General features: G+C 58.8%; 5 protein-coding genes and 10 pseudogenes. 11 read left to right on the top strand and 4 right to left on the bottom strand.

Features of this window, described 5'->3' with window-relative positions; translation table 11 throughout:
* Positions 1–5: 5 nt before the first annotated feature.
* Positions 6–2,435 (bottom strand): penicillin-binding protein 1A, encoded by a 2,430-nt coding sequence (locus tag ACZZZP_RS19285; RefSeq protein ID WP_463536774.1) that lies wholly within the window; start codon positions 2,433–2,435, stop codon positions 6–8.
* Between the two features lie 218 nt (positions 2,436–2,653).
* Between ACZZZP_RS19285 and ACZZZP_RS19280 the strand changes: the two are divergent.
* The 11 genes and pseudogenes from ACZZZP_RS19280 to hemE all read left to right on the top strand — a co-directional run bounded on the left by ACZZZP_RS19280 (position 2,654) and on the right by hemE (position 18,302).
* Positions 2,654–3,682: pseudogene (locus tag ACZZZP_RS19280) on the top strand (pilus assembly protein PilM).
* A pseudogene (locus ACZZZP_RS19275) lies at positions 3,682–4,254 on the top strand (PilN domain-containing protein). Before ACZZZP_RS19280 ends, ACZZZP_RS19275 begins: the two co-directional pseudogenes overlap by 1 nt.
* On the top strand, positions 4,251–4,874 hold the full coding sequence (gene pilO, locus ACZZZP_RS19270) for a type 4a pilus biogenesis protein PilO (RefSeq protein WP_463383782.1): 624 nt from the start codon (positions 4,251–4,253) through the stop codon (positions 4,872–4,874). Before ACZZZP_RS19275 ends, pilO begins: the two are co-directional and overlap by 4 nt.
* A pseudogene (pilP, locus tag ACZZZP_RS19265) lies at positions 4,874–5,398 on the top strand (type 4a pilus biogenesis lipoprotein PilP). The gene pilO and the pseudogene pilP overlap by 1 nt, the downstream one beginning before the upstream one ends.
* Positions 5,399–5,450: 52 nt before the next feature.
* A pseudogene (pilQ, locus tag ACZZZP_RS19260) lies at positions 5,451–7,560 on the top strand (type IV pilus secretin PilQ).
* A gap of 14 nt (positions 7,561–7,574) precedes the next feature.
* Positions 7,575–7,983 (top strand): annotated as a pseudogene (locus ACZZZP_RS19255) (shikimate kinase).
* A gap of 131 nt (positions 7,984–8,114) precedes the next feature.
* A pseudogene (gene aroB / locus ACZZZP_RS19250) lies at positions 8,115–9,220 on the top strand (3-dehydroquinate synthase).
* An 11-nt stretch (positions 9,221–9,231) separates the two neighbouring features.
* Positions 9,232–10,879: pseudogene (locus ACZZZP_RS19245) on the top strand (AAA family ATPase).
* Positions 10,880–11,104: 225 nt separating this feature from the next.
* Positions 11,105–15,549: pseudogene (gltB, locus tag ACZZZP_RS19240) on the top strand (glutamate synthase large subunit).
* A 34-nt stretch (positions 15,550–15,583) separates the two neighbouring features.
* A pseudogene (locus ACZZZP_RS19235) lies at positions 15,584–17,001 on the top strand (FAD-dependent oxidoreductase).
* 232 nt (positions 17,002–17,233) lie between these two features.
* Positions 17,234–18,302: pseudogene (hemE, locus tag ACZZZP_RS19230) on the top strand (uroporphyrinogen decarboxylase).
* A gap of 108 nt (positions 18,303–18,410) precedes the next feature.
* On the opposite strand, the gene ACZZZP_RS19225 reads toward hemE, so the two are convergent.
* The 3 genes from ACZZZP_RS19225 to hemL form a co-directional block, all read right to left on the bottom strand.
* Positions 18,411–18,959 (bottom strand): tetratricopeptide repeat protein, encoded by a 549-nt coding sequence (locus tag ACZZZP_RS19225; protein ID WP_122494486.1) that lies wholly within the window; start codon positions 18,957–18,959, stop codon positions 18,411–18,413.
* Positions 18,960–19,049: 90 nt separating this feature from the next.
* Complete coding sequence (locus ACZZZP_RS19220) at positions 19,050–19,700, bottom strand: DUF6962 family protein (protein WP_463383777.1); 651 nt, start codon at positions 19,698–19,700, stop codon at positions 19,050–19,052.
* The gene (gene hemL, locus ACZZZP_RS19215) at positions 19,700–20,989 is read right to left on the bottom strand and encodes a glutamate-1-semialdehyde 2,1-aminomutase (RefSeq protein ID WP_463383776.1); all 1,290 of its coding nucleotides are present in this window, start codon (positions 20,987–20,989) and stop codon (positions 19,700–19,702) included. The genes ACZZZP_RS19220 and hemL overlap by 1 nt, the downstream gene beginning before the upstream one ends.
* Positions 20,990–21,002: the final 13 nt, after the last annotated feature.

The raw sequence follows: 21,002 nt of genomic DNA, 5'->3' as shown, positions 1-21,002 counted from the left end.
ATGCGTTAGAACAGATCAATGGGCGCAGCGTCATCGGCGGGCAATGGGCTGCCGGGTGCGCTGGTGCCGGGATCTAGCTCGTTCATGGGTGGCGGAGAATCTTCATTCTTGAACACTTCGAAGTAGGCGTTTGGCGTGCCCGGCGCCGCAGCACGGCCGCTTACCGGGTCGATGCGCAAGGTGAGCAAGCCAGGTGGTTCAGGCAAGGTATGCGCCGGTTTGTCTTTCAGTGCGGCGCTCATGTAGTTCATCCAGATAGGCAGCGCGACGGTGCCACCGAATTCATGGCTGCCGAGGCTTTCTGGCTGATCGAAGCCGGTCCAGACGGTGGTCATGTAGTCGGCGTTGAAGCCTGAGAACCAGCTGTCTTTCGACTCGTTGGTTGTACCTGTTTTGCCCGCGATGTCGCTACGCCCCATCGACAGCGCGCGGCGACCGGTGCCGCGCTTGATCACGTCCTGCAGCATGCTGGTCAGGATGTAAGTGGTCCGGGCGTCGACGATGCGTTCGGCAACAACGGGGGCGGGGGCGCTGCTGGCTTGGGCTGGCAGGTTCTCTGCAATCGCTGCCGGGTCGACCACCGTTTCCGGTTGGTCTTCGTTCTCGCCGGGTGCACTCGGCGGATTCGCCACGAAAAGGGCTTCGCCATTGCGGCTGTGAATGCTTTGAATCAGGTAGGGCTGAACCTTGTAACCGCCATTGGCGAACGTGCTCCATCCGCCAGCGATCTCAACTGGCGTGAGGTTGGCGGTGCCCAGCGCTAGAGAGAGGTTGCGCGGCAACTCCTGCTTGTTGAAGCCAAAGCGGCTGACGTAGTCGAGGGCGTATTCGATGCCAATGGCCTGCAGGAGGCGAATCGATACCAGGTTGCGCGACTTATAAAGTGCTTCGCGCAAGCGAATGGGACCGAGGAACGTGTTGGTATCGTTTTTCGGGCGCCATACCTGGTCGAGGTATTCGTCCACAAATACAATCGGGGCGTCATTCACCAAGGTGGCGGCTGTGTAACCCTTGTCCAGCGCGGCGCTATAAATGAAGGGCTTGAAGCTTGAGCCCGGCTGGCGCTTGGCTTGAGTGGCGCGGTTGTAATTGCTTTGTTCAAACGAGAAGCCGCCGACAAGTGCTCGGATGGCCCCATTCTTCGGATCAAGCGAAACCAGAGCGCCTTGCGCTGCTGGGATCTGGCTGAAGCCGAGGTTTCCATCTTCCTGGCGAAGCACGCGAATCAGGTCGCCAACTTGCACAACATCATCCGGTTTTTGCGGACGTGGGCCGAGGCTGTTGGTATTCGGGAAGGGGCGCGCCCACTTCATGCTTTCCCAGCTGACGGTCTCTTCCTGGCCGCCGCGGGTGAGCACCAGGATTCCGCTTTTTTCAACTTGAGTGACGATGGCAGGCTCGATGCCGTTTTGCACTTTCTGCTTGGCCAGCTCGGTTTGCCACGCTTCACGGGTCATGCCAGGAAGGCGTGTTTCGGGGCCGCGGTAGCCATGACGTTGGTCATAACTGATCAGACCGCTTCGAACTGCTTCGTTGGCAGCTTCCTGCAAGTTGCTAGGAACTGTCGTCGTGACGTGAAAGCCTTCGGTATAGGCTTCGCTGCCATAGCGTCCGACCATTTCGGCGCGCGCCATTTCGGCAATGTAAGGCGCCTGAACCTCCGGGGTTGGCACGTGGTAACTGGCGTCAATGGGTTCAGCCAGGGCGGTCTCGTATTGGCCTTGGTCGATCTTGCCAAGTTTGAACATGCGGCCCAGGATCCAGTCGCGGCGTTCTTTGCTGCGTTGTGGATTGACCAGCGGATTGAAGCGAGAAGGCGCTTTTGGCAAGCCAGCGATCATCGCCATCTGTCCTAGGCTCAAATCGTGCATAGGTTTTCCGTAGTAAACCTGTGCTGCTGCTTCGATGCCGTAGGCGCGGTTGCCGAGGTAAATCTTGTTGACGTAGAGCTCGAGAATTTCATCTTTGCTCAGCTCACGCTCAATCTGTAACGCCAACAGGATTTCATTGATCTTTCGGGAGAAGCTGCGCTCGTTGGTGAGGAAGAAGTTCTTCGCCACCTGCATAGTGATGGTGCTACCGCCTGACTGGATTTGGCCGCCGCTTTTTAATAATTGCGTGGCAGCGCGCATCAGGCTGCTGAGGTCGACGCCATAATGATTGGCAAAGTTGTCGTCTTCGGCTGAAAGCAGCGCTTTGATGAAGTTCGGGGGGATGTCAGCGAAGCGGATGGGGGTGCGGCGCATCTCGCCAAATTCGGCGATCAGCTTGGCGTCACTACTGTAGACGCGCAGCGGGATCTGCAGCTGGATGCGGCGCAGCGAATCCACGGATGGCAAACCGGGGCTAAGGTACAGATAAGCGCCGGACAGACTGAGCAACAGTCCACAAAAAACGGCTACGCAGGACCACCAGAAGAACTTCAGCAGGCGCATCAAAATGTTTGGATTTCCAGATAAAAGAAAGAGTTAAGCGTAGGGCGATGTCGAAAGGGAAAAACTGTTCACATTATAAGCGCTTTTTTTGCCAGGTAGCCATTTGCGCTTATGTCAAGACTGTTATTTAATGTGAAAAAACATAAATAGTCCGTAAGTCGCGGATGCCAATAGGAAATCGGTCGTGCTAGGGTCTCTTCAATAAGAAAGCGAATACGCTGCTGGGGATCGATATCAGTTCGACCTCCGTCAAGCTCCTCGAATTGAGTCGCTCAGGAAGCCGCTGCAAAGTAGAGGCTTATGCTGTAGAAGCCGCTCCCACCAAACGCAGTGGTCGAGAAAAACATTGCTGAACTGGAAGGCGTGGGCCAGGCATTGTCGCGTGTAGTTGGCCAAGGCCAAGACCGGCGTCAAGACCGTTGCCGTTGCTGTCGCCGGTTCCGCCGTCATTACCAAAACCATCGAGATGGAAGCCGGCCTTTCTGACGATGACTTGGAAAACCAGCTCAAAATTGAAGCTGACCAGTACATTCCTTATCCGCTTGAAGAAGTAGCTATCGACTTCGAAGTGCAGGGACCTTCGGCACGCAATTCTGATCGTGTAGACGTGCTGCTAGCCGCCTGCCGTAAAGAAAACGTGGAAGTTCGCGAGGCCGCGCTAGCGTTGTCTGGCATGACCGCCAAGGTCGTCGACGTTGAAGCGTATGCGCTCGAGCGTCTTACGGCTTGCTGTCCGCCCAGTTGGGCAGCGGTCATGACGAGTTGACCGTAGCAATTGTCGACATTGGCGCGACCATGACGACGCTGAGCGTTTGCATAACGGTCGGACCATTTACACCCGCGAGCAGTTGTTCGGTGGTCGCCAGTTGACGGAAGAGATTCAGCGCCGTTATGGCCTGTCTGTGGAAGAAGCTGGGCTTGCTAAGAAGCAGGGCGGTCTTCCGGATGACTACGACAGCGAAGTATTGCAGCCGTTCAAAGAGGCCGTTGTGCAACAGGTTTCTCGATCGCTGCAGTTTTTCTTCGCTGCTGGCCAGTACAACGATGTCGATTACATCCTGCTGGCAGGTGGACGCCTCAATCCCTGATCTGGATCGCCTGATTCAGCAGAAGATCGGTACGCAAACATTGGTTGCCAACCCGTTTGCCGACATGGCGCTTAGTGGCAAGGTCAATGCAGGCGCTCTGGCTAGGATGCGCCAGCCTTGATGATTGCCTGTGGTCTGGCGATGAGGAGTTTCGACTAATGGCGCGTATTAACTTACTGCCGTGGCGGGAACAGCTGCGCGAGGAGCGCAAACAGCGGTTTCTGGTGACGTTGGCGAGGCGTATTGATTGTGGCCGGCGGTGCTGTATTTCTCGGCGACCAATACTCTGAATGGCGCGATTGATCAGCAGAATGCGCGCAACGAATTCGTCAAGAAAAGAAATCGCGGTGCTGGACGCTCTGAATAAAGAAATCAGCGAGCTGAAAACGCGTCGCCAGCAGTTACTTGAGCGTATGAAGATTATTCAGGATCTGCAGGGCAATCGGCCGATTATCGGGCGAGTGTTTGATCAGTTGGCCAGAACCTGCCTGATGGCGTGTACTTCACTTCGCTTTCAATGAAAGGCAAAACCATTGCTATTAATGGTGCTGCCGAATCCAACAACCGTGTTTCGAACCTGATGCGTAACCTGAGACGGCTCGGAGTGGCTGGCTGCACCTAACTTGACCGCCGTGAAGGCAGTAACAGCTGGCGAACTGGATCAGGCGAACGTCTTTCAGTTGAGCGTTCAGCAAACTCAGCCTGCCGCTGATGAAGGAGTCAAGAAATGAGCCTGTCTGACTCGTTGGAAAGCCTGCGCAAGATCGATGTTTCAGATCTTGACTTGAATAATCTGGGCTCCTGGCCTGCTCCAGTAAAAGCGATTGCTTGTTTAATCCTATTAGTCGCTGTGTTGGCGCTGGGTTACAACTTTCACTTAAAGGATCTTCAGGCAACGCTTGATATGCAGCGTGGCGAGGAAGTTACCTTGAAAGAGCAATATTCGGCTAAAGCTTTTCAGGCTGCCAATCTTGAAGCCTATAAAGAACAGATGAAGGAAATGGAAGTTTCTTTTGGTGCTCTGCTCCGCCAACTTCCTAGTGATACGGAAGTGCCTGGTCTGCTTGAAGACATCACGCGCACAGGGTTGGGTAGTGGGCTTGAGTTCGAGCAGATCAATCTGCTTCCGGAATCTGCTCAGCAGTTTTATATCGAACTGCCTATTCAGATTTCCGTCGTTGGTGCGTACCACGATCTGGCTACCTTCGTCAGTGGCGTAGCGAGCCTGCCTCGCATCGTGACTTTGCATGATTTCGATATCGTGCCGGTTAGTTCGGAAAGCACGTCGAAGCTGCGGATGAATATCTTGGCTAAAACCTATCGCTACAACGATAAGGGAGCAGCCAAATAATGAAGTTATCTAAACTTATTCTCGGCATCCTTTTACTCGCCACCTTGGCAGGCTGTGACTCGAGCGGCGACTTCGCGGACCTGCAAGCTTATATGGACGAAGTTCGCGCTCGTCCAAAAGGCTCGATCGAACCGCTCCCGAAGTTTCAGCCATACGAAGCGTTTACCTACAGTGCTGCTGCACCGTAGCCCTTTTCAGCCGCCGATCAAGATTGATCTGGTTAATCGTCAAAGGGTTCAAAAGAAATCAAGCCCGACGACACGCGCATCAAACAATTCTTGGAAGGTTTCAATATTGAAGTCTTCCAGATGGTGAGCACACTCTCAAACGAGGCCGGTATGTTTGCCTTGGTTAACGGCGCGGGTGGTGTGCACCGTGTGAGAGTGGGTGACTACTTAGGACGTAACAATGGACGCATCATTGCCATCAGCGAAGGCAAAATCGACGTAGTCGAAATTGTTCCTGATGGTGAAGGTGGCTGGCTAGAGCGGCCACGAAGCCTCTCTCTCAAAGAGCGCTCTTAAGGGTGGGGTGGAAGATGAAAAACAGTACTAGTCGGTACAACGGAACCTGAGTATGAAAAGCTCGCTGTCGCGCATCTGCATATCTGTTTGGTCGCGGTTATGTCGCCAACCTTGTTGGCCGCTAACTTGAAAACGCTCGACGTCGCTGCTTTGCCGGGCGATCGCGTTGAGCTCAAATTGGCATTTGACGAGCCGGTCGCTGCGCCTCGTGGTTACACCATCGAGCAGCCGGCGCGCATCGCGCTGGATCTTCCAGGCGTAACCAACCAGACGGGTTCGAAGAACCGCGAACTGGGTGTTGGCAACGCACGCAGCGTGACCGTTGTGGAAGCCAAAGACCGCACGCGGCTGATTATTAACCTCGCCACATTGGTTCCTTACAGCACCCGCGCTGAAGGCAATAACCTGTTCGTGGTGGTAGGCGAAGGCGCGTTGTCCAACGCTCCGGTGGCAAGCGCCGTGGCGCCTGTTGCACCCCTCTCTTCTACTCCAGCGAAAAAGAACTTCGCACCGGTCAACAAAAGCATTGGCAACATCGACTTCCAACGCGGCGAGCAGGGCGAGAGGGCAACGTCGTTATCCAGTTGTCCGACGCGTCGGTGAACCCGGATATTCAAGAGCAAGGCGGCAAGATCCGTCTGGCCTTTGCCAAAACCGATCTGCCTGAGTCGTTGCGCGTTCGTCTTGACGTGAAAGACTTCGCCACGCCTGTGCAGTTCGTGAGCGCGGTTGAAGAGGGTGATAAAGCAATCATCACCGTCGAGCCTACCGGCATGTACGACTACCTGGCTTACCAGGCTGATAACAAACTGACAATTAGTGTCAAACCATTGAGCCAGCAAGATGCCGAAAAGCGTAAGCAGGATCGCTTCGCCTACAGCGGCGAGAAACTGTCGCTTAACTTCCAGGACATCGATGTTCGCTCGGTTCTGCAACTGATCGCTGACTTCACCGACCTCAACCTGGTTGCGAGTGACACGGTCCAAGGCAACATCACCCTGCGTCTGCAAAACGTACCGTGGGATCAGGCGCTGGACTTGGTGCTGAAAACCAAGGGTCTGGACAAGCGCAAAATCGGCAACGTGTTGATGGTTGCTCCGGCGGACGAAATCGCTGCCCGCGAACGTCAAGAGCTGGAATCGCAGAAGCAAGTCGCCGAATTGGCTCCGTTGCGTAAAGACATCATTCAGCTGAACTACGCCAAAGCCTCGGACATCGCCAAGATCTACGAAGATGAGGGCGCTAAAGGCACGCTGAAAGACGATATGCGTGGCTCGGTAATTTTCGATGACCGCACCAACAGCCTGATCGTGACCCTGACCAAAGAGCGCATTGACGAGCTGCGTCGTATCATTACCCAGCTGGATATTCCGGTTCGCCAGGTGATGATCGAAGCCCGTATCGTTGAAGCCAACGTCAACTATGACAAGAGCCTCGGTGTTCGTTGGGGTGGTACCCAGCTTTTCCGGCAACGGTCGTGGCTCGGTCTACGGTAGCGATGATAACGGCGACGAAGCTGGCGATGACGGCGAAGACAGCAACGGTAACTACCCGTTCGTTGACATGGGCGTCGCAAAACCGCACCGCAGGTATTGGCATCCGGTTTCGTGAGCGACAACCTGATCCTAGATCTGGAATTGTCGGCCATGGAAAAAACCGGTAACGGTGAAGTGGTTTCCCAGCCCAAGGTTGTAACCTCGGACAAAGAAACCGCGAAGATCCTCAAGGGTTCTGAAATTCCGTACCAGGAAGCTAGCTCTAGCGGCGCTACCAGCACCTCGTTTAAAGAAGCATCGCTGTCGCTGGAAGTAACGCCGCAGATTACGCCGGATAACCGCATCATCATCGAGGTGAAAGTCACCAAGGATGAGCCTGACTTCGCCAACGCCCTGAACGGTGTGCCGCCGATCAAGAAAAACGAAGTTAACGCCAAGGTTCTGGTCAGCGACGGTGAGACCATCGTGATCGGTGGCGTGTTCTCCAACACGCAGACCAAGTCGGTCGACAAGGTTCCGTTCCTGGGTGACCTGCCGTACCTCGGTCGCCTGTTCCGCCGCGACGTCGTCTCCGACAACAAGAACGAACTGCTGGTTTTCCTGACTCCGCGTATCATGAACACCTCGGCAATCGCTGTCGAGTCGCTAAATCTGTGCGAAATTTGATTCTTGTAGGCCCGATGGGAGCAGGGAAAAGCACCATCGGGAGGTTGCTGGCAAAAGAGTTAAGGCTGTCATTCAAAGACTCTGATAAGGAAATCGAGCAGCGAACCGGAGCCAACATTCCCTGGATCTTCGATGTTGAAGGAGGCTGGCTTTCGTGAGCGCGAGCAAGCAGTAATCGGTGAGCTCTGTGAGCTTGACGAGTCGTGCTTGCAGCCGGAGGTGGCGCAGTGCTGCGTCCGGAAAATCGCTCGGCGTTGCGTACTGGTGAGTCGCGTGGTCTATCTGCATACATCGGTTGATCAGCAGATAGACCGCACCTCGCGGGATCGTAATCGTCCTCTTCTTCGCACGGCGAATCCTGGCAAAGTGCTCGCCGATTTGATGCATATCCGTGACCCCTTTACCGGGAAATCGCGGATGTGATTATCGAAACGGACGAGCGCCCACCGCGTATGGTGGTGCAGGAAATTCTGGAGCGCCTTGAGGCGCTTCATCCCCGTTAAAGCGCGCTTCGATATGCGCTATCCTATGGCCCTTTTCTCGTGGGGGCTTCGCTGCGGACTCTTCAGGTTGAGCTGGGCGAACGTAGTTATCCCATCTATATCGGCGCGAACCTTCTGGTTTCAGTCCGCCCTTTTTTCACCGCACATTGCCGGCAAGCAAGTTGCCATCGTCAGCAATGAAACCGTTGCTCCTCTTTATCTCGAGTCCCTCAAGCAAGCGCTAAGCGGCTTTGATGTAGCGACCGTTATTTTGCCGGACGGCGAGGCTTATAAAGGGTGGGAAACGCTGCAGCTGATTTTTGATGGTCTGCTGACCGCGCGACACGAACGCAGCACCACGGTTATTGCCTTGGGTGGCGGCGTTATCGGCGACATGGCGGGCTTCGCGGCGGCCTGTTACCAGCGTGGAGTTGACTTTATTCAGGTGCCTACCACGTTGTTGTCGCAGGTCGATTCTTCGGTGGGCGGCAAGACGGGCATCAATCACCCGTTAGGCAAAAACATGGTCGGCGCGTTTTATCAGCCCAACGCCGTGCTCATCGATACCGCAACCCTCAACACATTGCCGCCGCGTGAGTTGTCCGCCGGTTTAGCCGAGGTGATCAAGTACGGGCTTATCTGTGATGAACCCTTCCTGAGCTGGCTCGGAAGCAAATATGGGCGCGCTGCGTCGCCTCGACCAAACCGCCTTGACGGAAGCAATCGCCCGCTCGTGTGCTGCGAAGGCCAAAGTCGTGGGTGCTGACGAGCGCGAGTCCGGCGTGCGCGCCACGCTTAACCTTGGCCATACCTTTGGCCATGCCATCGAAACCCACATGGGTTATGGCGTGTGGTTGCACGGTGAAGCCGTAGCCGCCGGTACGGTAATGGCGCTCGAAATGTCCTGCCGACTTGGCTGGATCAGCACGGCCGATCGTGACCGTGGCATACGCCTGTTCCTTAAGGCGGGACTGCCCGTTATTCCGCCAGAAGAAATGACCGCTGAGGACTTTCTCACCCATATGGCGGTCGATAAGAAAGTTCTTGGCGGTCGGTTGCGCCTTGTCCTGCTCCGCCAGATCGGCGAAGCCGTGGTGACAGGCGATTTTCCACGCGAGATTTTGGATGCCACTCTGGTTGCGGACTACCGCGCCATGGTGGAACACCTTAAAGACTAATTGAGAGCCACATGACCAGTCTGCACGCCGACGAGGCCTTTCTCGGCCACTACCAATTCAGTCACGACCCTTTTGCCGCTCGCGTCCCAGGCTTTAAGTTTTTTCCTGCGCAGCGCAAGCCGGTACTCGGCCAACTGCACCACTTGGCGCGCTACAGCCAGTTGCTGCTGGTAGTGAGCGGGCCGCAAGGCAGCGGCAAAACCCTGTTGCGTCAGGCGCTGGTGGCCAGCACCAATAAACAGGCCGTGCATAGGCGTGGTGTTCTCCGCACGCGGAGCGACCGACGCCGCTGGCGTGATGCGTCAAATCGCTCAAGGGTTGAACGTCCAGCAAGCGGACGCTCGGTCGCTGCTCTCGCAGGTCGCGCAGCTATCGCTGACCGGGCAAGAGGTTTATTTGTTGATTGACGACGCCGAGTCGCTGGACGACGAGGCGTTGGACGCTTTGCTGGCATTGGCTGCTGGCAATGCCGAAGGTCGCCCTCACGTGTTCCTGTTCGGCGAGTCTGCCTTGTTGCCGCGCTTGGAATTGTTAGCCGATGGCGAAGAGCGCTTTCACGCCATTGAGCTCGATCCGTACAGCGAAGAAGAAACCCGCGAGTACCTGGCTCAGCGCCTGGAAGGTGCGGGGCAGGGCGTCGAGTTGTTCACCGATGAGCAGGTGGCGGATATTCACCAGCAGTCGGCGGGCTGGCCGGGCGCAATTAACCAGGTGGCTCGGGAAACGCTTGTCGAATCGATGCTGGCCAATCGGGGCAATGCGCCCAAAGGCGGTATGGCATTCAAACTGCCGAAAAAGCATTTGCTGGCTCTGGTGGTAGTCGCGATTGCTGTCGGCGCGGCGTGGATGATGCAAGGCCGCAGCAAGCAGGAGCCTGAGGCGGCAGCCACTGCTCAGCTGCCGTTGGGCGGCAGTGCAGCGCCAACGACCGAAGGGGCGGCTCCGGCTGCGCCTGCGGACGGTAAAGGGCCTGCGATGGAATTTGCCGGGTCGAACCAGCCACTGCCGTTGCCGTTGGTTGGGCAAGCGCAGCCTGTTATTCGCGAGCCGCTCGCCCAAGCCTCGGGTTTGGGTGACAGCGACGACGACGGCGCTGTCGAGCCGCCGGCTAGCGCCGTTCCGCCGACCGTTACCAGCATGGCGCCGCCGCAAGGCGCCACAGCCAGCACCGCACCCGCTGCGCCGGTTATCGCGCCGTCTGCTCCGGTGGTTGCTCCGCCAGCGCCAACAGTCGCCCCGGCTGCGAAGCCGCAAGCGCCAGCCTCGGCTGCCAAGCCTGCAGCGCCCGCCGCCGCAGCCGCAAAACCTGCTGCTACGCCGGTGAAACCGGTCGCTAAAGTCGAGAAGCCTGCGGCCCCGGCAGCTAGCGGTTCCGGCAGCGGCTGGTATGCCAGTCAGGCGGGCGGCAATTTTGCGCTGCAGGTATTGGGTACGGGTTCGGAGAGCGCCGCGCAGGCGTTTGTTCGTCAGAACGGCGCCGAGTACCACTACTTCAAGAAAACCTTGAACGGCAAGCCGCTGTACGTCGTCACGTATGGCAGCTTCGCTAACCGCAGTGCCGCCCAGGCCGCGATCAAGAACCTGCCTGCCAAGGTGCAAGCCGGCAAGCCGTGGCCGCGTACCTTCTCCAGCATTCAGCAGGAAGCTCAAGCGCGCTGACCGATGCGCGCTTAGACGGCAATGACCGGGTGGTCTTTAGCACGACCGCCTGGTACTTTCTTATAAAAAGGCGACATAAGGTTTCGCGGTTTCGCCGCTCAACATTTGTTCGCTGATATTCGTCTGTGTACAATGACCCCCTTTTGCCTGCGCAAAGCTGGCGCAACGACCTGCGCGCACGGTAAGTGTTTGAAATAGATCAAAGTTTGCCTGGTGAGAGTCCCTATGAAAGCAGGTCTATACCATCCTGATGAGTTCAAGGATAACTGCGGCTTCGGCCTGATCGCCCATATGCAGGGCGAGGCGAGTCATCACTTGCTGCAAACGGCTATCGAAGCCTTGACCTGTATGACGCACCGTGGCGGCATCAACGCCGACGGTAAGACAGGTGACGGCTGCGGCCTGCTGATCCAGAAGCCTGACGCTTTCCTGCGTGCCGTTGCCAACGAGCAATTCGCCGCCGAGCTGCCCGCGCAATACGCCGTGGGCATGGTGTTCCTCAACCAGGACGCCGCCAAAGCCGACGTTGCGCGCGACAACATGAACCGCGAGATTCTCGCCGCCGGCTTGCAACTGATCGGTTGGCGCAAAGTGCCGATCGACACCAGCGTTCTCGGCCGTCTGGCCCTTGAGCGTCTGCCGCAAATTGAGCAGGTGTTCATTGGTGGCGAAGGCCTGAGCGATCAGGAATTTGCAATCAAACTGTTCAGCGCCCGTCGCCGTTCTTCGGTGGCTAACGCTGCCGACACCGACCACTACATCTGCAGCTTCTCGGCCAAGACCATCATCTATAAAGGCTTGATGATGCCGGTCGACCTGCAGCAGTTCTATCCGGACCTCGGTGACGAGCGTCTGATGACCGCCATCTGCGTGTTCCATCAGCGCTTCTCCACCAACACCCTGCCGAAATGGCCGCTGGCCCAGCCGTTCCGCCTGTTGGCGCACAACGGCGAGATCAACACCATCACCGGCAACCGCAACTGGGCGCTGGCCCGTCGCACCAAATTTGCCAACGATCAACTGCCGGACCTGGATGAACTGGGCCCGCTGGTTAACCGCGTGGGTTCCGACTCCTCGAGCATGGACAATATGCTCGAGCTGATGGTTACCGGTGGCATGGACCTGTTCCGTGGCATCCGCATGATCATTCCGCCGGCATGGCAGAACGTCGAAACCATGGACGCCGACCTGCGCGCTTTCTACGAATACAACTCCATGCACATGGAGCCGTGGGATGGTCCGGCCGGCGTGGTGCTGACCGATGGCCGCTACGCGGTGTGCCTGCTCGACCGTAACGGTCTGCGTCCGGCGCGTTGGGTCACTACCAACAACGGCTACATCACCATCGCCTCGGAAATCGGCGTGTGGGATTACAAGCCCGAAGACGTTATCGCCAAGGGCCGTGTCGGCCCGGGTCAAGTGCTCGCCGTCGACACCGAAACCGGCCAGGTGCTGCACACCGACGACATCGACAGCCGCCTGAAATCGCGCCACCCCTATAAACAGTGGCTGCGCAAGAGTGCCGTACGCATTCAGGCGACCATGGACGACGACCATGGCGCCGCCAGCTATGGCAGCGACCAGCTCAAGCACTACATGAAAATGTTCCAGGTCACCTTTGAAGAGCGTGATCAGGTGCTGCGTCCGCTCTCCGAGCAGGGCCAGGAAGCCGTAGGCTCCATGGGCGATGACACGCCGATGGCCGTGCTGTCGCAGCGCGTGCGCCCGACGTACGACTACTTCCGCCAGCAGTTCGCGCAGGTCACCAACCCGCCGATCGACCCGCTGCGTGAAGCCATCGTAATGTCCCTGGAAATCTGCCTGGGCGCCGAGCGCAACATCTTTGAAGAGTCGCCGGCTCACGCTTCCCGCGTGATCCTCAGCTCGCCGGTCATCTCTCCGGCCAAGTGGCGTTCGCTGATGAACCTCGACACCCCCGGGTTCGAGCGTTACGTCATCGACCTCAACTACGACGAAGCATGGGCCTGGAAGCCGCAGTGCGTAACGTGGCCGACCAAGCTGAAGAAGCCGTTCGTAGCGGAAAATGCCTGCTGGTCCTCACCGACCGCAACATCGCGCCGGGCAAGCTGCCGATCCACGCCTCGCTGGCAGTGGGCGCCGCGCACCACCGTTTGATCGAGAAAGGCCTGCGTTGCGACTGCAACATCCTGGTCGAAACCGCTACCGCCCGTGACCCGCACCATTTCGCGGTGCTGGTGGGCTTCGGTGCGTCGGCGGTGTATCCGTACCTGGCGTACGAAGTGCTGGCCGACTTGATCCGCACCGGCGAAGTGCTGGGCGATCTGTATGAAGTGTTCAAGAACTACCGCAAAGGCATCTCCAAAGGCCTGCTGAAAATTCTTTCGAAAATGGGCATTTCTACCGTGGCTTCGTACCGCGGTGCCCAGCTGTTCGAAGCTGTCGGCCTGTCGGAAGAAGTGGTCAACCTCAGCTTCCGTGGCGTTGCCAGCCGTATCAAAGGCGCGCGTTTCGTCGATATCGAAGCCGAGCAGAAGTTGCTGGCCGCCGAAGCCTGGAACAACCGCAAAGCCATTCAACAGGGCGGTTTGCTCAAGTTCGTGTACGGCGGTGAATACCACGCCTACAACCCGGACGTGGTCAACACCCTGCAAGCCGCCGTGCAACAAGGCAGCTACGCCAAGTACAAGGAATACGCCACGCTGGTCGACACCCGCCCGGTGTCGATGATCCGCGACCTGCTGAAAGTCAAAGAAGCCGAAACGCCGTTGGCGCTCGACCAAGTCGAGCCGCTGGAAGCGATCCTCAAGCGCTTCGACTCTGCCGGCATTTCGCTGGGTGCTTTGTCGCCTGAGGCGCACGAAGCCATCGCCGAAGCCATGAACCGCCTCGGTGCGCGTTCCAACTCCGGTGAGGGTGGCGAAGACCCAGCGCGTTACGGCACCGTGCGCAGCTCAAAAATCAAGCAAGTGGCCACCGGCCGTTTCGGTGTAACGCCGGAATACCTGGTTAACGCTGAAGTGCTGCAGATCAAAGTTGCCCAAGGCGCCAAGCCGGGCGAGGGCGGTCAGCTGCCAGGCGGCAAGGTCAACGGTTTGATCGCCAAGCTGCGTTACGCGGTACCAGGCGTAACGCTGATTTCGCCACCGCCGCACCACGACATCTATTCCATCGAAGACCTGTCGCAGCTGATTTTTGACCTTAAGCAGGTCAACCCGTCGGCGCTGGTTTCGGTGAAACTCGTGGCTGAGGCAGGCGTGGGCACCATCGCCGCTGGCGTGGCGAAGGCTTATGCCGACCTGATCACCATTTCCGGTTATGACGGCGGCACCGGCGCTTCGCCGCTGACCTCCATCAAATACGCCGGGGCGCCGTGGGAGCTCGGCCTGGCCGAAACCCACCAGACCCTGCGCGGCAACGACCTACGCGGCAAGGTTCGCGTGCAAACCGACGGCGGCCTGAAAACCGGTCTCGACGTGATCAAAGCCGCGATCCTCGGCGCTGAAAGCTTCGGCTTCGGCACCGCGCCAATGATCGCCCTGGGGTGCAAATACCTGCGTATCTGCCACCTGAACAACTGCGCCACCGGTGTCGCGACCCAGAACGACAAGCTGCGCAAAGACCACTTCATCGGCACCGTGGAAATGGTGATGAATTTCTTCACCTTCGTGGCCGAAGAAACCCGTGAGTGGCTGGCGAAAGTGGGCGTGGCAAGCCTTGAACAACTGATTGGTCGTACCGATCTGTTGGAAATGCTGCCGGGCGAAACCGACAAGCAGAAGTTCCTCGACCTCAGCCCGTTGCTGGGCAGCGACCATATTCCGGCGGACAAACCTCAGTTCTGCCAGGTCGACCGCAACCCGCCGTTCGACGAAGGCAAACTGGCCGAGCAAATGGTCGGCATGGCCAAGTCGGCTATCGACGGTCTGACCGGCGCCGAGTTCGAGATGGACATTTGCAACTGCGACCGTTCCATTGGTGCCCGTGTTTCCGGCGAGATCGCCCGTGTGCATGGCAACCAAGGCATGGCCAAAGCGCCGATCACCTTCCGTTTCAAGGGCACGGCCGGGCAGAGCTTTGGCGTGTGGAACGCTGGCGGTCTGAACCTGTATCTGCAAGGTGACGCCAACGACTACGTGGGCAAGGGCATGACTGGTGGCAAGCTGGTCATCGTGCCGCCTGCCAATAGCGCTTTCAAAACCCAAGACGGCGCCATTGTCGGCAACACCTGCCTGTACGGCGCTACCGGCGGCAAGCTGTTCGCCGCCGGTACTGCCGGTGAGCGGTTCGCGGTCCGTAACTCCGGTGCTCACACCGTAGTGGAAGGCACAGGCGACCACTGCTGCGAATACATGACGGGCGGTTTTGTCTGCGTGCTGGGCAAGACGGGCTACAACTTCGGTTCGGGCATGACCGGCGGTTTCGCCTACGTGCTCGACCTGGACAACACCTTCGTTGACCGCGTGAACCATGAGCTGGTGGAAATCCAGCGCATCAGCGGTGAGTCGATGGAGTCGTACCGTAGCCACTTGCAACGTGTGCTGGCCGAGTATGTGCAGGAAACTTCCAGCGAATGGGGTCGCAACCTCCTGGAAAACCTGGACGACTACCTGCGCAAGTTCTGGCTGGTCAAGCCGAAAGCCGCCAGCCTCGGGTCGCTGCTGTCCAGCACCCGTGCTAACCCACAATAATTTGCGCCTGCCGTAGTGTGATGAGGTTTTTACAATGACTGAACGTCTGAACAACGACTTCCAGTTCCTCGATGTCGGGCGCAAAGATCCGAAGAAGAAGCTCTTGCGCCAGCGCAAGAAGGAATTCGTCGAGATCTATGAGCCCTTCAAACCGGCCCACGCCGCTGACCAGTCGCATCGTTGCCTGGGCTGCGGTAACCCGTATTGCGAGTGGAAGTGCCCCGTGCACAACTTCATTCCGAACTGGCTGAAGCTGGTATCGGAAGGCAATATTCTGGCCGCTGCCGAGCTGTCGCATCAAACCAACACCCTGCCGGAAGTGTGCGGCCGCGTGTGCCCGCAAGACCGTCTGTGCGAAGGGGCGTGCACCCTTAACGACGGTTTCGGCGCGGTCACCATTGGTTCGGTGGAGAAGTACATCACCGACACCGCGTTCGCCATGGGCTGGCGTCCGGATATGTCCAAAGTCGTACCGACCGGCAAACGCGTCGCCATCATCGGCGCCGGTCCTGCTGGCCTGGGTTGCGCCGACGTGCTCGTGCGTAACGGTGTATCGCCGGTGGTGTTCGACAAGAACCCAGAAATCGGTGGTCTGCTGACCTTCGGCATCCCCGAGTTCAAGTTGGAAAAAAGCGTACTGACCCGCCGCCGTGAAGTGTTCACCGGCATGGGTATCGAGTTCCGCCTGAACACCGAAGTGGGCAAAGACGTCACCGTCGACCAGCTGCTCGAAGAATACGATGCCGTGTTCATGGGCATGGGCACCTACACCTACATGAAGGGCGGCTTCCCCGGTGAAGACTTGCCCGGCGTGCACGATGCGTTGGATTTCCTGATCGCCAACGTCAACCGCAACCTCGGTTTCGAGAAGGCGCCGGAAGACTTCATCAACATGAAGGGCAAGCGCATCGTCGTACTCGGCGGCGGCGACACGGCGATGGACTGCAACCGCACCTCCATTCGCCAAGGCGCCAAGTCGGTAACCTGTGCTTATCGTCGTGACGAAGAGAACATGCCGGCTCGCGCAAAGAGGTGAAGAACGCCAAGGAAGAAGGCGTGAAATTCCTCTACAACCGCCAGCCAATCGCCATTGTCGGAGAAGACAAAGTCGAAGGCGTGAAGGTGGTCGAGACCCGTCTCGGCGAGCCGGATGCCCGTGGCCGTCGCAGCCCCGAGCCGATTCCAGGCTCCGAGGAAATCATCCCGGCGGAAGCCGTGCTGATCGCCTTCGGCTTCCGTCCAAGCCCGGCGCCGTGGTTCGAGCAGTTCAGCATTCAGACCGACAGCCAAGGCCGCGTGATCGCGCCGGAGCAATCCAAGTTCAAACACCAGACCAGCAACCCGAAGATTTTCGCGGGCGGCGATATGGTGCGCGGTTCGGACTTGGTGGTTACGGCGATCTTTGAAGGTCGCCAGGCGGCGGAAGGGATTCTCGACTACCTCGAGGTTTAATCCCCGACTTCACCTCGTGTGGGAGCGGCTTTAGCCGCGATGCTCTAGAAATCCCGAGCATCGCGGCTGAAGCGGATCGCCGTCCGGCCGCTGCTACAGTTGGTTTCAGGCTTCACACCAGCGACAAATTGACTCCATAGACAAAAGGCACGGCACCCGCCGTGCCTTTTGCTGTGCGCTCTGCGAAAATGCCGGCACTTTTTTTGCTGCCTACTTTTTCTCAGGAAATGACATGACCACCCTGAAGAACGACCGCTTCCTACGTGCCTTGTTGAAACAGCCTGTCGATGTCACCCCGGTGTGGATGATGCGCCAGGCCGGTCGTTACTTGCCGGAGTACCGCGCCAGCCGCGCCAAGGCGGGCGATTTCATGGGATTGATGCAGAACCCGCAATTCGCTTGCGAAGTGACCCTGCAACCACTCGACCGCTACCCACAACTGGATGCGGCCATTCTGTTCTCCGACATCCTCACCATTCCCGACGCCATGGGCCAAGGCCTGTACTTCGAAACCGGCGAAGGCCCGCGTTTCAAGAAGGTGATCAGCAGCCTGGCCGACGTTGAAGCCCTGCCAATTCCCGATCCGGAAAAAGACCTCGGTTATGTGATGGACGCCGTGCGCACCATTCGCGGCGCTCTCAATGGCCGCGTGCCGTTGATTGGTTTCTCTGGCAGCCCGTGGACGCTGGCGACCTATATGGTTGAAGGCGGCTCCTCCAAGGACTTCCGCAAATCCAAGGCCATGCTTTACGACAACCCGCAGGCCATGCACCTGCTGCTCGACAAGCTGGCGCAGTCGGTCACTCAGTACCTCAACGGTCAGATCCGCGCTGGCGCCCAAGCCGTGCAGATTTTCGATACCTGGGGCGGCAACTTGTCGTCGGCGGCGTACTTGGAGTTCTCGCTGGCTTATATGAAAAAGATCGTCAGCGGTCTGATTCGCGAGCACGAAGGTCGCAAGATTCCGGTGATTCTGTTCACCAAGAACGGCGGGCTGTGGCTAGAGTCGCTCGCCGACGCCGGTGCCGACGCGCTGGGCCTGGACTGGACGTGCGACATCGGCGAAGCCCGCCGTCGCGTGGGTGCGCAGGTCTCGCTGCAAGGCAACATGGACCCCCACCGTGCTCTACGCCCAGCCCGCGGCCATTCGCAACGAAGTGGCGCGCATTCTGGCCAGTTACGGCAAGGGCAGCGGCCACGTGTTCAACCTCGGTCACGGCATCACGCCGGAAGTGAACCCGACCCATGCCGGCGCGTTCCTGGAAGCGGTGCATGAGCTGTCGGCGCCGTATCACCAATGAGGTGATGGGCCAAACAAAAAGGGCGCCGTGAGGCGCCCTTTTTGTTTGTCGATAATTACACTGCCGAACGCTCAACTCCCTGTGGGAGCGGCTTCAGCCGCGATGCTGTTAAGGGAGGGGCGCAAACGGCGAACCACCGTCCGCCGTCTGCAACTCAATCAAGTAATTACGGAAAATCTGCCCCAGCACCTGCGTGGCGATCTCCAACTGCTCGCGGGGCATTTGCGCGGCGACCTGGTCGGCCGTATCCAACGCATCTTCGGCACCGTTTACCGCCGCCATCTTCAGCACGATATACGCCTGCACATTGTTGGCCGGCACGCCTTCGCCGCGGAAGAACATCATCCCCAGCCGATACTGGCTTTGTGCGTGGCCTTGCAGCGACGCTTGCTCGAACAGGGTTAACGCCTGCGGCAAGTCACGCGGCGTGCGTTGGCCATCGTAGTAATACTCGCCAAGTTCGTATTGGGCTTCGGGGTCGCCACTTTGAGCGGCTTGCTGGCAGGAGGCCAAGGCTTCCGCCTGGTCTTCAGGAAGGGTGTTGAGCGAACAGCGGCCAGCGGCCGGAATCAGCAAGGAGTTGCCGCCCGCCGATGCAACCAGTGGCAGCAAAAGCAACAGGCAGCCCAGGGACAGGGTGCGGCCGATGCAATTCATAACAATCAACACGCCTCATCAAACAGTGCGGGCCAGGCCCGGCCGACGGAACGCGACGGCCCGCGCATTATGGAATAAGCCGGGCGCCCGTTACAAAGTGTTTACCGACTTTTGTGTCCCCTCTGTCACACCCTGGCGGCCGTGCAAGTGCAGCAGCAACCAGGCCAACAGCGGATACGCAACGCTAAGCAGCCCATGAAACAAGTCGACCCGCAGAAGCGGCCCGAAGTTTCCCTGAGTGCCGACCACCAGTCCCGCGACGATAAACAGCGTCACCGCAACCGCCGCTGCTGGCAGCGCTTTACCGCCTTGCGTAACGCCCGCGTAAAGCAGCATCAGCAACGTGGCCAGGTTGAGTAGAAGTGTGTAGCTGCCAAGCAATCCCCAGCGTTTGGCACCTTCGAACAAAACGCTGAAGCTGATGATCACCCAGCACCACCCCAACCGCTGCCAATGCCAGCCGCGCACCAGCGTCAGCGCCGCCACGCCGAGGGCCGGAAGGGCGAGCAGGCTGCTCGCCTGGCTGAGTCTGGCGTGCAAGGGTTGCCAGCTTTCGTTCACGCCGAAATGCAGTACGCCCACTGCCGCTGTGACGCCGGTCACCAGCAAGGCCGCGATCACCGCCAGCCAGGTGGCGCGCAACGGTTTCTCGCCCCAGCGCCGGCTGCGCCAAATGCCCAGCACGCTGGCCAGACAGGCCAGGGCCAACAACGCATCGGACGCTGCGGTGCTGTATTGCATCAGCGCAGGGCCGCGAACGCGCGCTCGGCGGCGTCGAGGGTAATTTGCAGCTCTTTGTCGCCATGGGCGATGGAGGTAAAGCCGGCTTCGAAGGCGCTTGGCGCCAGGTACACGCCGCCTTCCAGCATCAGGTGGAAGAATTTCTTGAAGCGCTCGGAATCGCTGCCCATCACGTCGTCAAAGGTGACGATGTCGTCAGCGCCGCTGAAGTACAGGCCAAACATGCCACCCGCCTGCGTCGTTACGAACGGCACACCGGCCGCGTCGGCGCGTTGTTGCAGACCATCGAGCATGCGGCTGGTGTAGGCGGTGAGCTCGTCATGGAAGCCCGGACGGCGAATCAGGTTCAGCGTGGTCAAACCGGCCGCCATCGCCAGCGGGTTACCCGACAGCGTGCCGGCTTGGTACACCGGGCCGAGCGGGGCGATCTGCTGCATGATTTCGCGCTTGCCGCCGAAGCAGCCGACCGGCATGCCGCCGCCGATGATCTTGCCGAACGTGGACAGGTCTGGCGTCACGCCGTAATGCGCCTGAGCGCCGCCGAGGGCGACGCGGAAACCGGTCATTACTTCGTCGAAAATCAGCACCACGCCGTGCTTGTCGCACTGCTCGCGCAGGCCTTCAAGAAAGCCCGGCGCGGGCGGCACGCAGTTCATGTTGCCGGCCACCGGCTCGACGATGATGCACGCCACCTCGTTGCCCACTTCGCTGAGCATTTGCTCGACGGCGCCGATGTCGTTGAAGGGCAGGGTCAGGGTGTGTTTAGCGAAGGCCGCCGGTACGCCGGCCGAACTGGGTACGCCTTGAGTCAGGGCGCCAGAGCCGGCTTTCACCAGCAGGCTGTCGGAGTGGCCGTGGTAGCAGCCTTCGAATTTGATGATGCTGTCGCGGCCGGTGAAGCCCCGGGCCAGGCGGATGGCGCTCATGGTCGCTTCGGTGCCGGAGCTGACCATGCGGACCATTTCCATCGACGGCACGATCGAGCACACCAGCTCTGCCATTTCGGTTTCCATGGCGGTTGGCGCGCCATACGACAGGCCGTGTTCGAGCTGCTTGCGCACCGCTTCCAGCACGTCCGGGTGGCTGTGGCCGAGAATCATCGGGCCCCACGAGCCCACGTAGTCAACGTACTGCTTGTTGTCTTCGTCCATCACATAGGCGCCGGACGCGTGCTTGAAGAACAACGGCGTGCCGCCGACGCTGCGGAATGCGCGCACGGGCGAGTTAACGCCGCCGGGAATGTGTTTTTGCGCGCTGGCGAACAGGGCTTCGGAACGGGACTGGGTCATGGGCAGACTCCTT

Source organism: Pseudomonas sp. AC211 (assembly GCF_979258055.1).
The sequence above is the reverse complement of the archived record's forward strand: the minus strand, read 5'-3'. Positions and strand labels throughout refer to the sequence as shown.

Coding starts and splice junctions, on each gene's coding strand:
- ACZZZP_RS19225 (WP_122494486.1), bottom strand. CDS start 18,959: ATGAATTGCATCGGCCGCACCCTGTCCCTGGGCTGCCTGTTGCTTTTG.
- ACZZZP_RS19220 (WP_463383777.1), bottom strand. CDS start 19,700: ATGCAATACAGCACCGCAGCGTCCGATGCGTTGTTGGCCCTGGCCTGT.
- hemL (WP_463383776.1), bottom strand. CDS start 20,989: ATGACCCAGTCCCGTTCCGAAGCCCTGTTCGCCAGCGCGCAAAAACAC.
- ACZZZP_RS19285 (WP_463536774.1), bottom strand. CDS start 2,435: ATGCGCCTGCTGAAGTTCTTCTGGTGGTCCTGCGTAGCCGTTTTTTGT.
- pilO (WP_463383782.1), top strand. CDS start 4,251: ATGAGCCTGTCTGACTCGTTGGAAAGCCTGCGCAAGATCGATGTTTCA.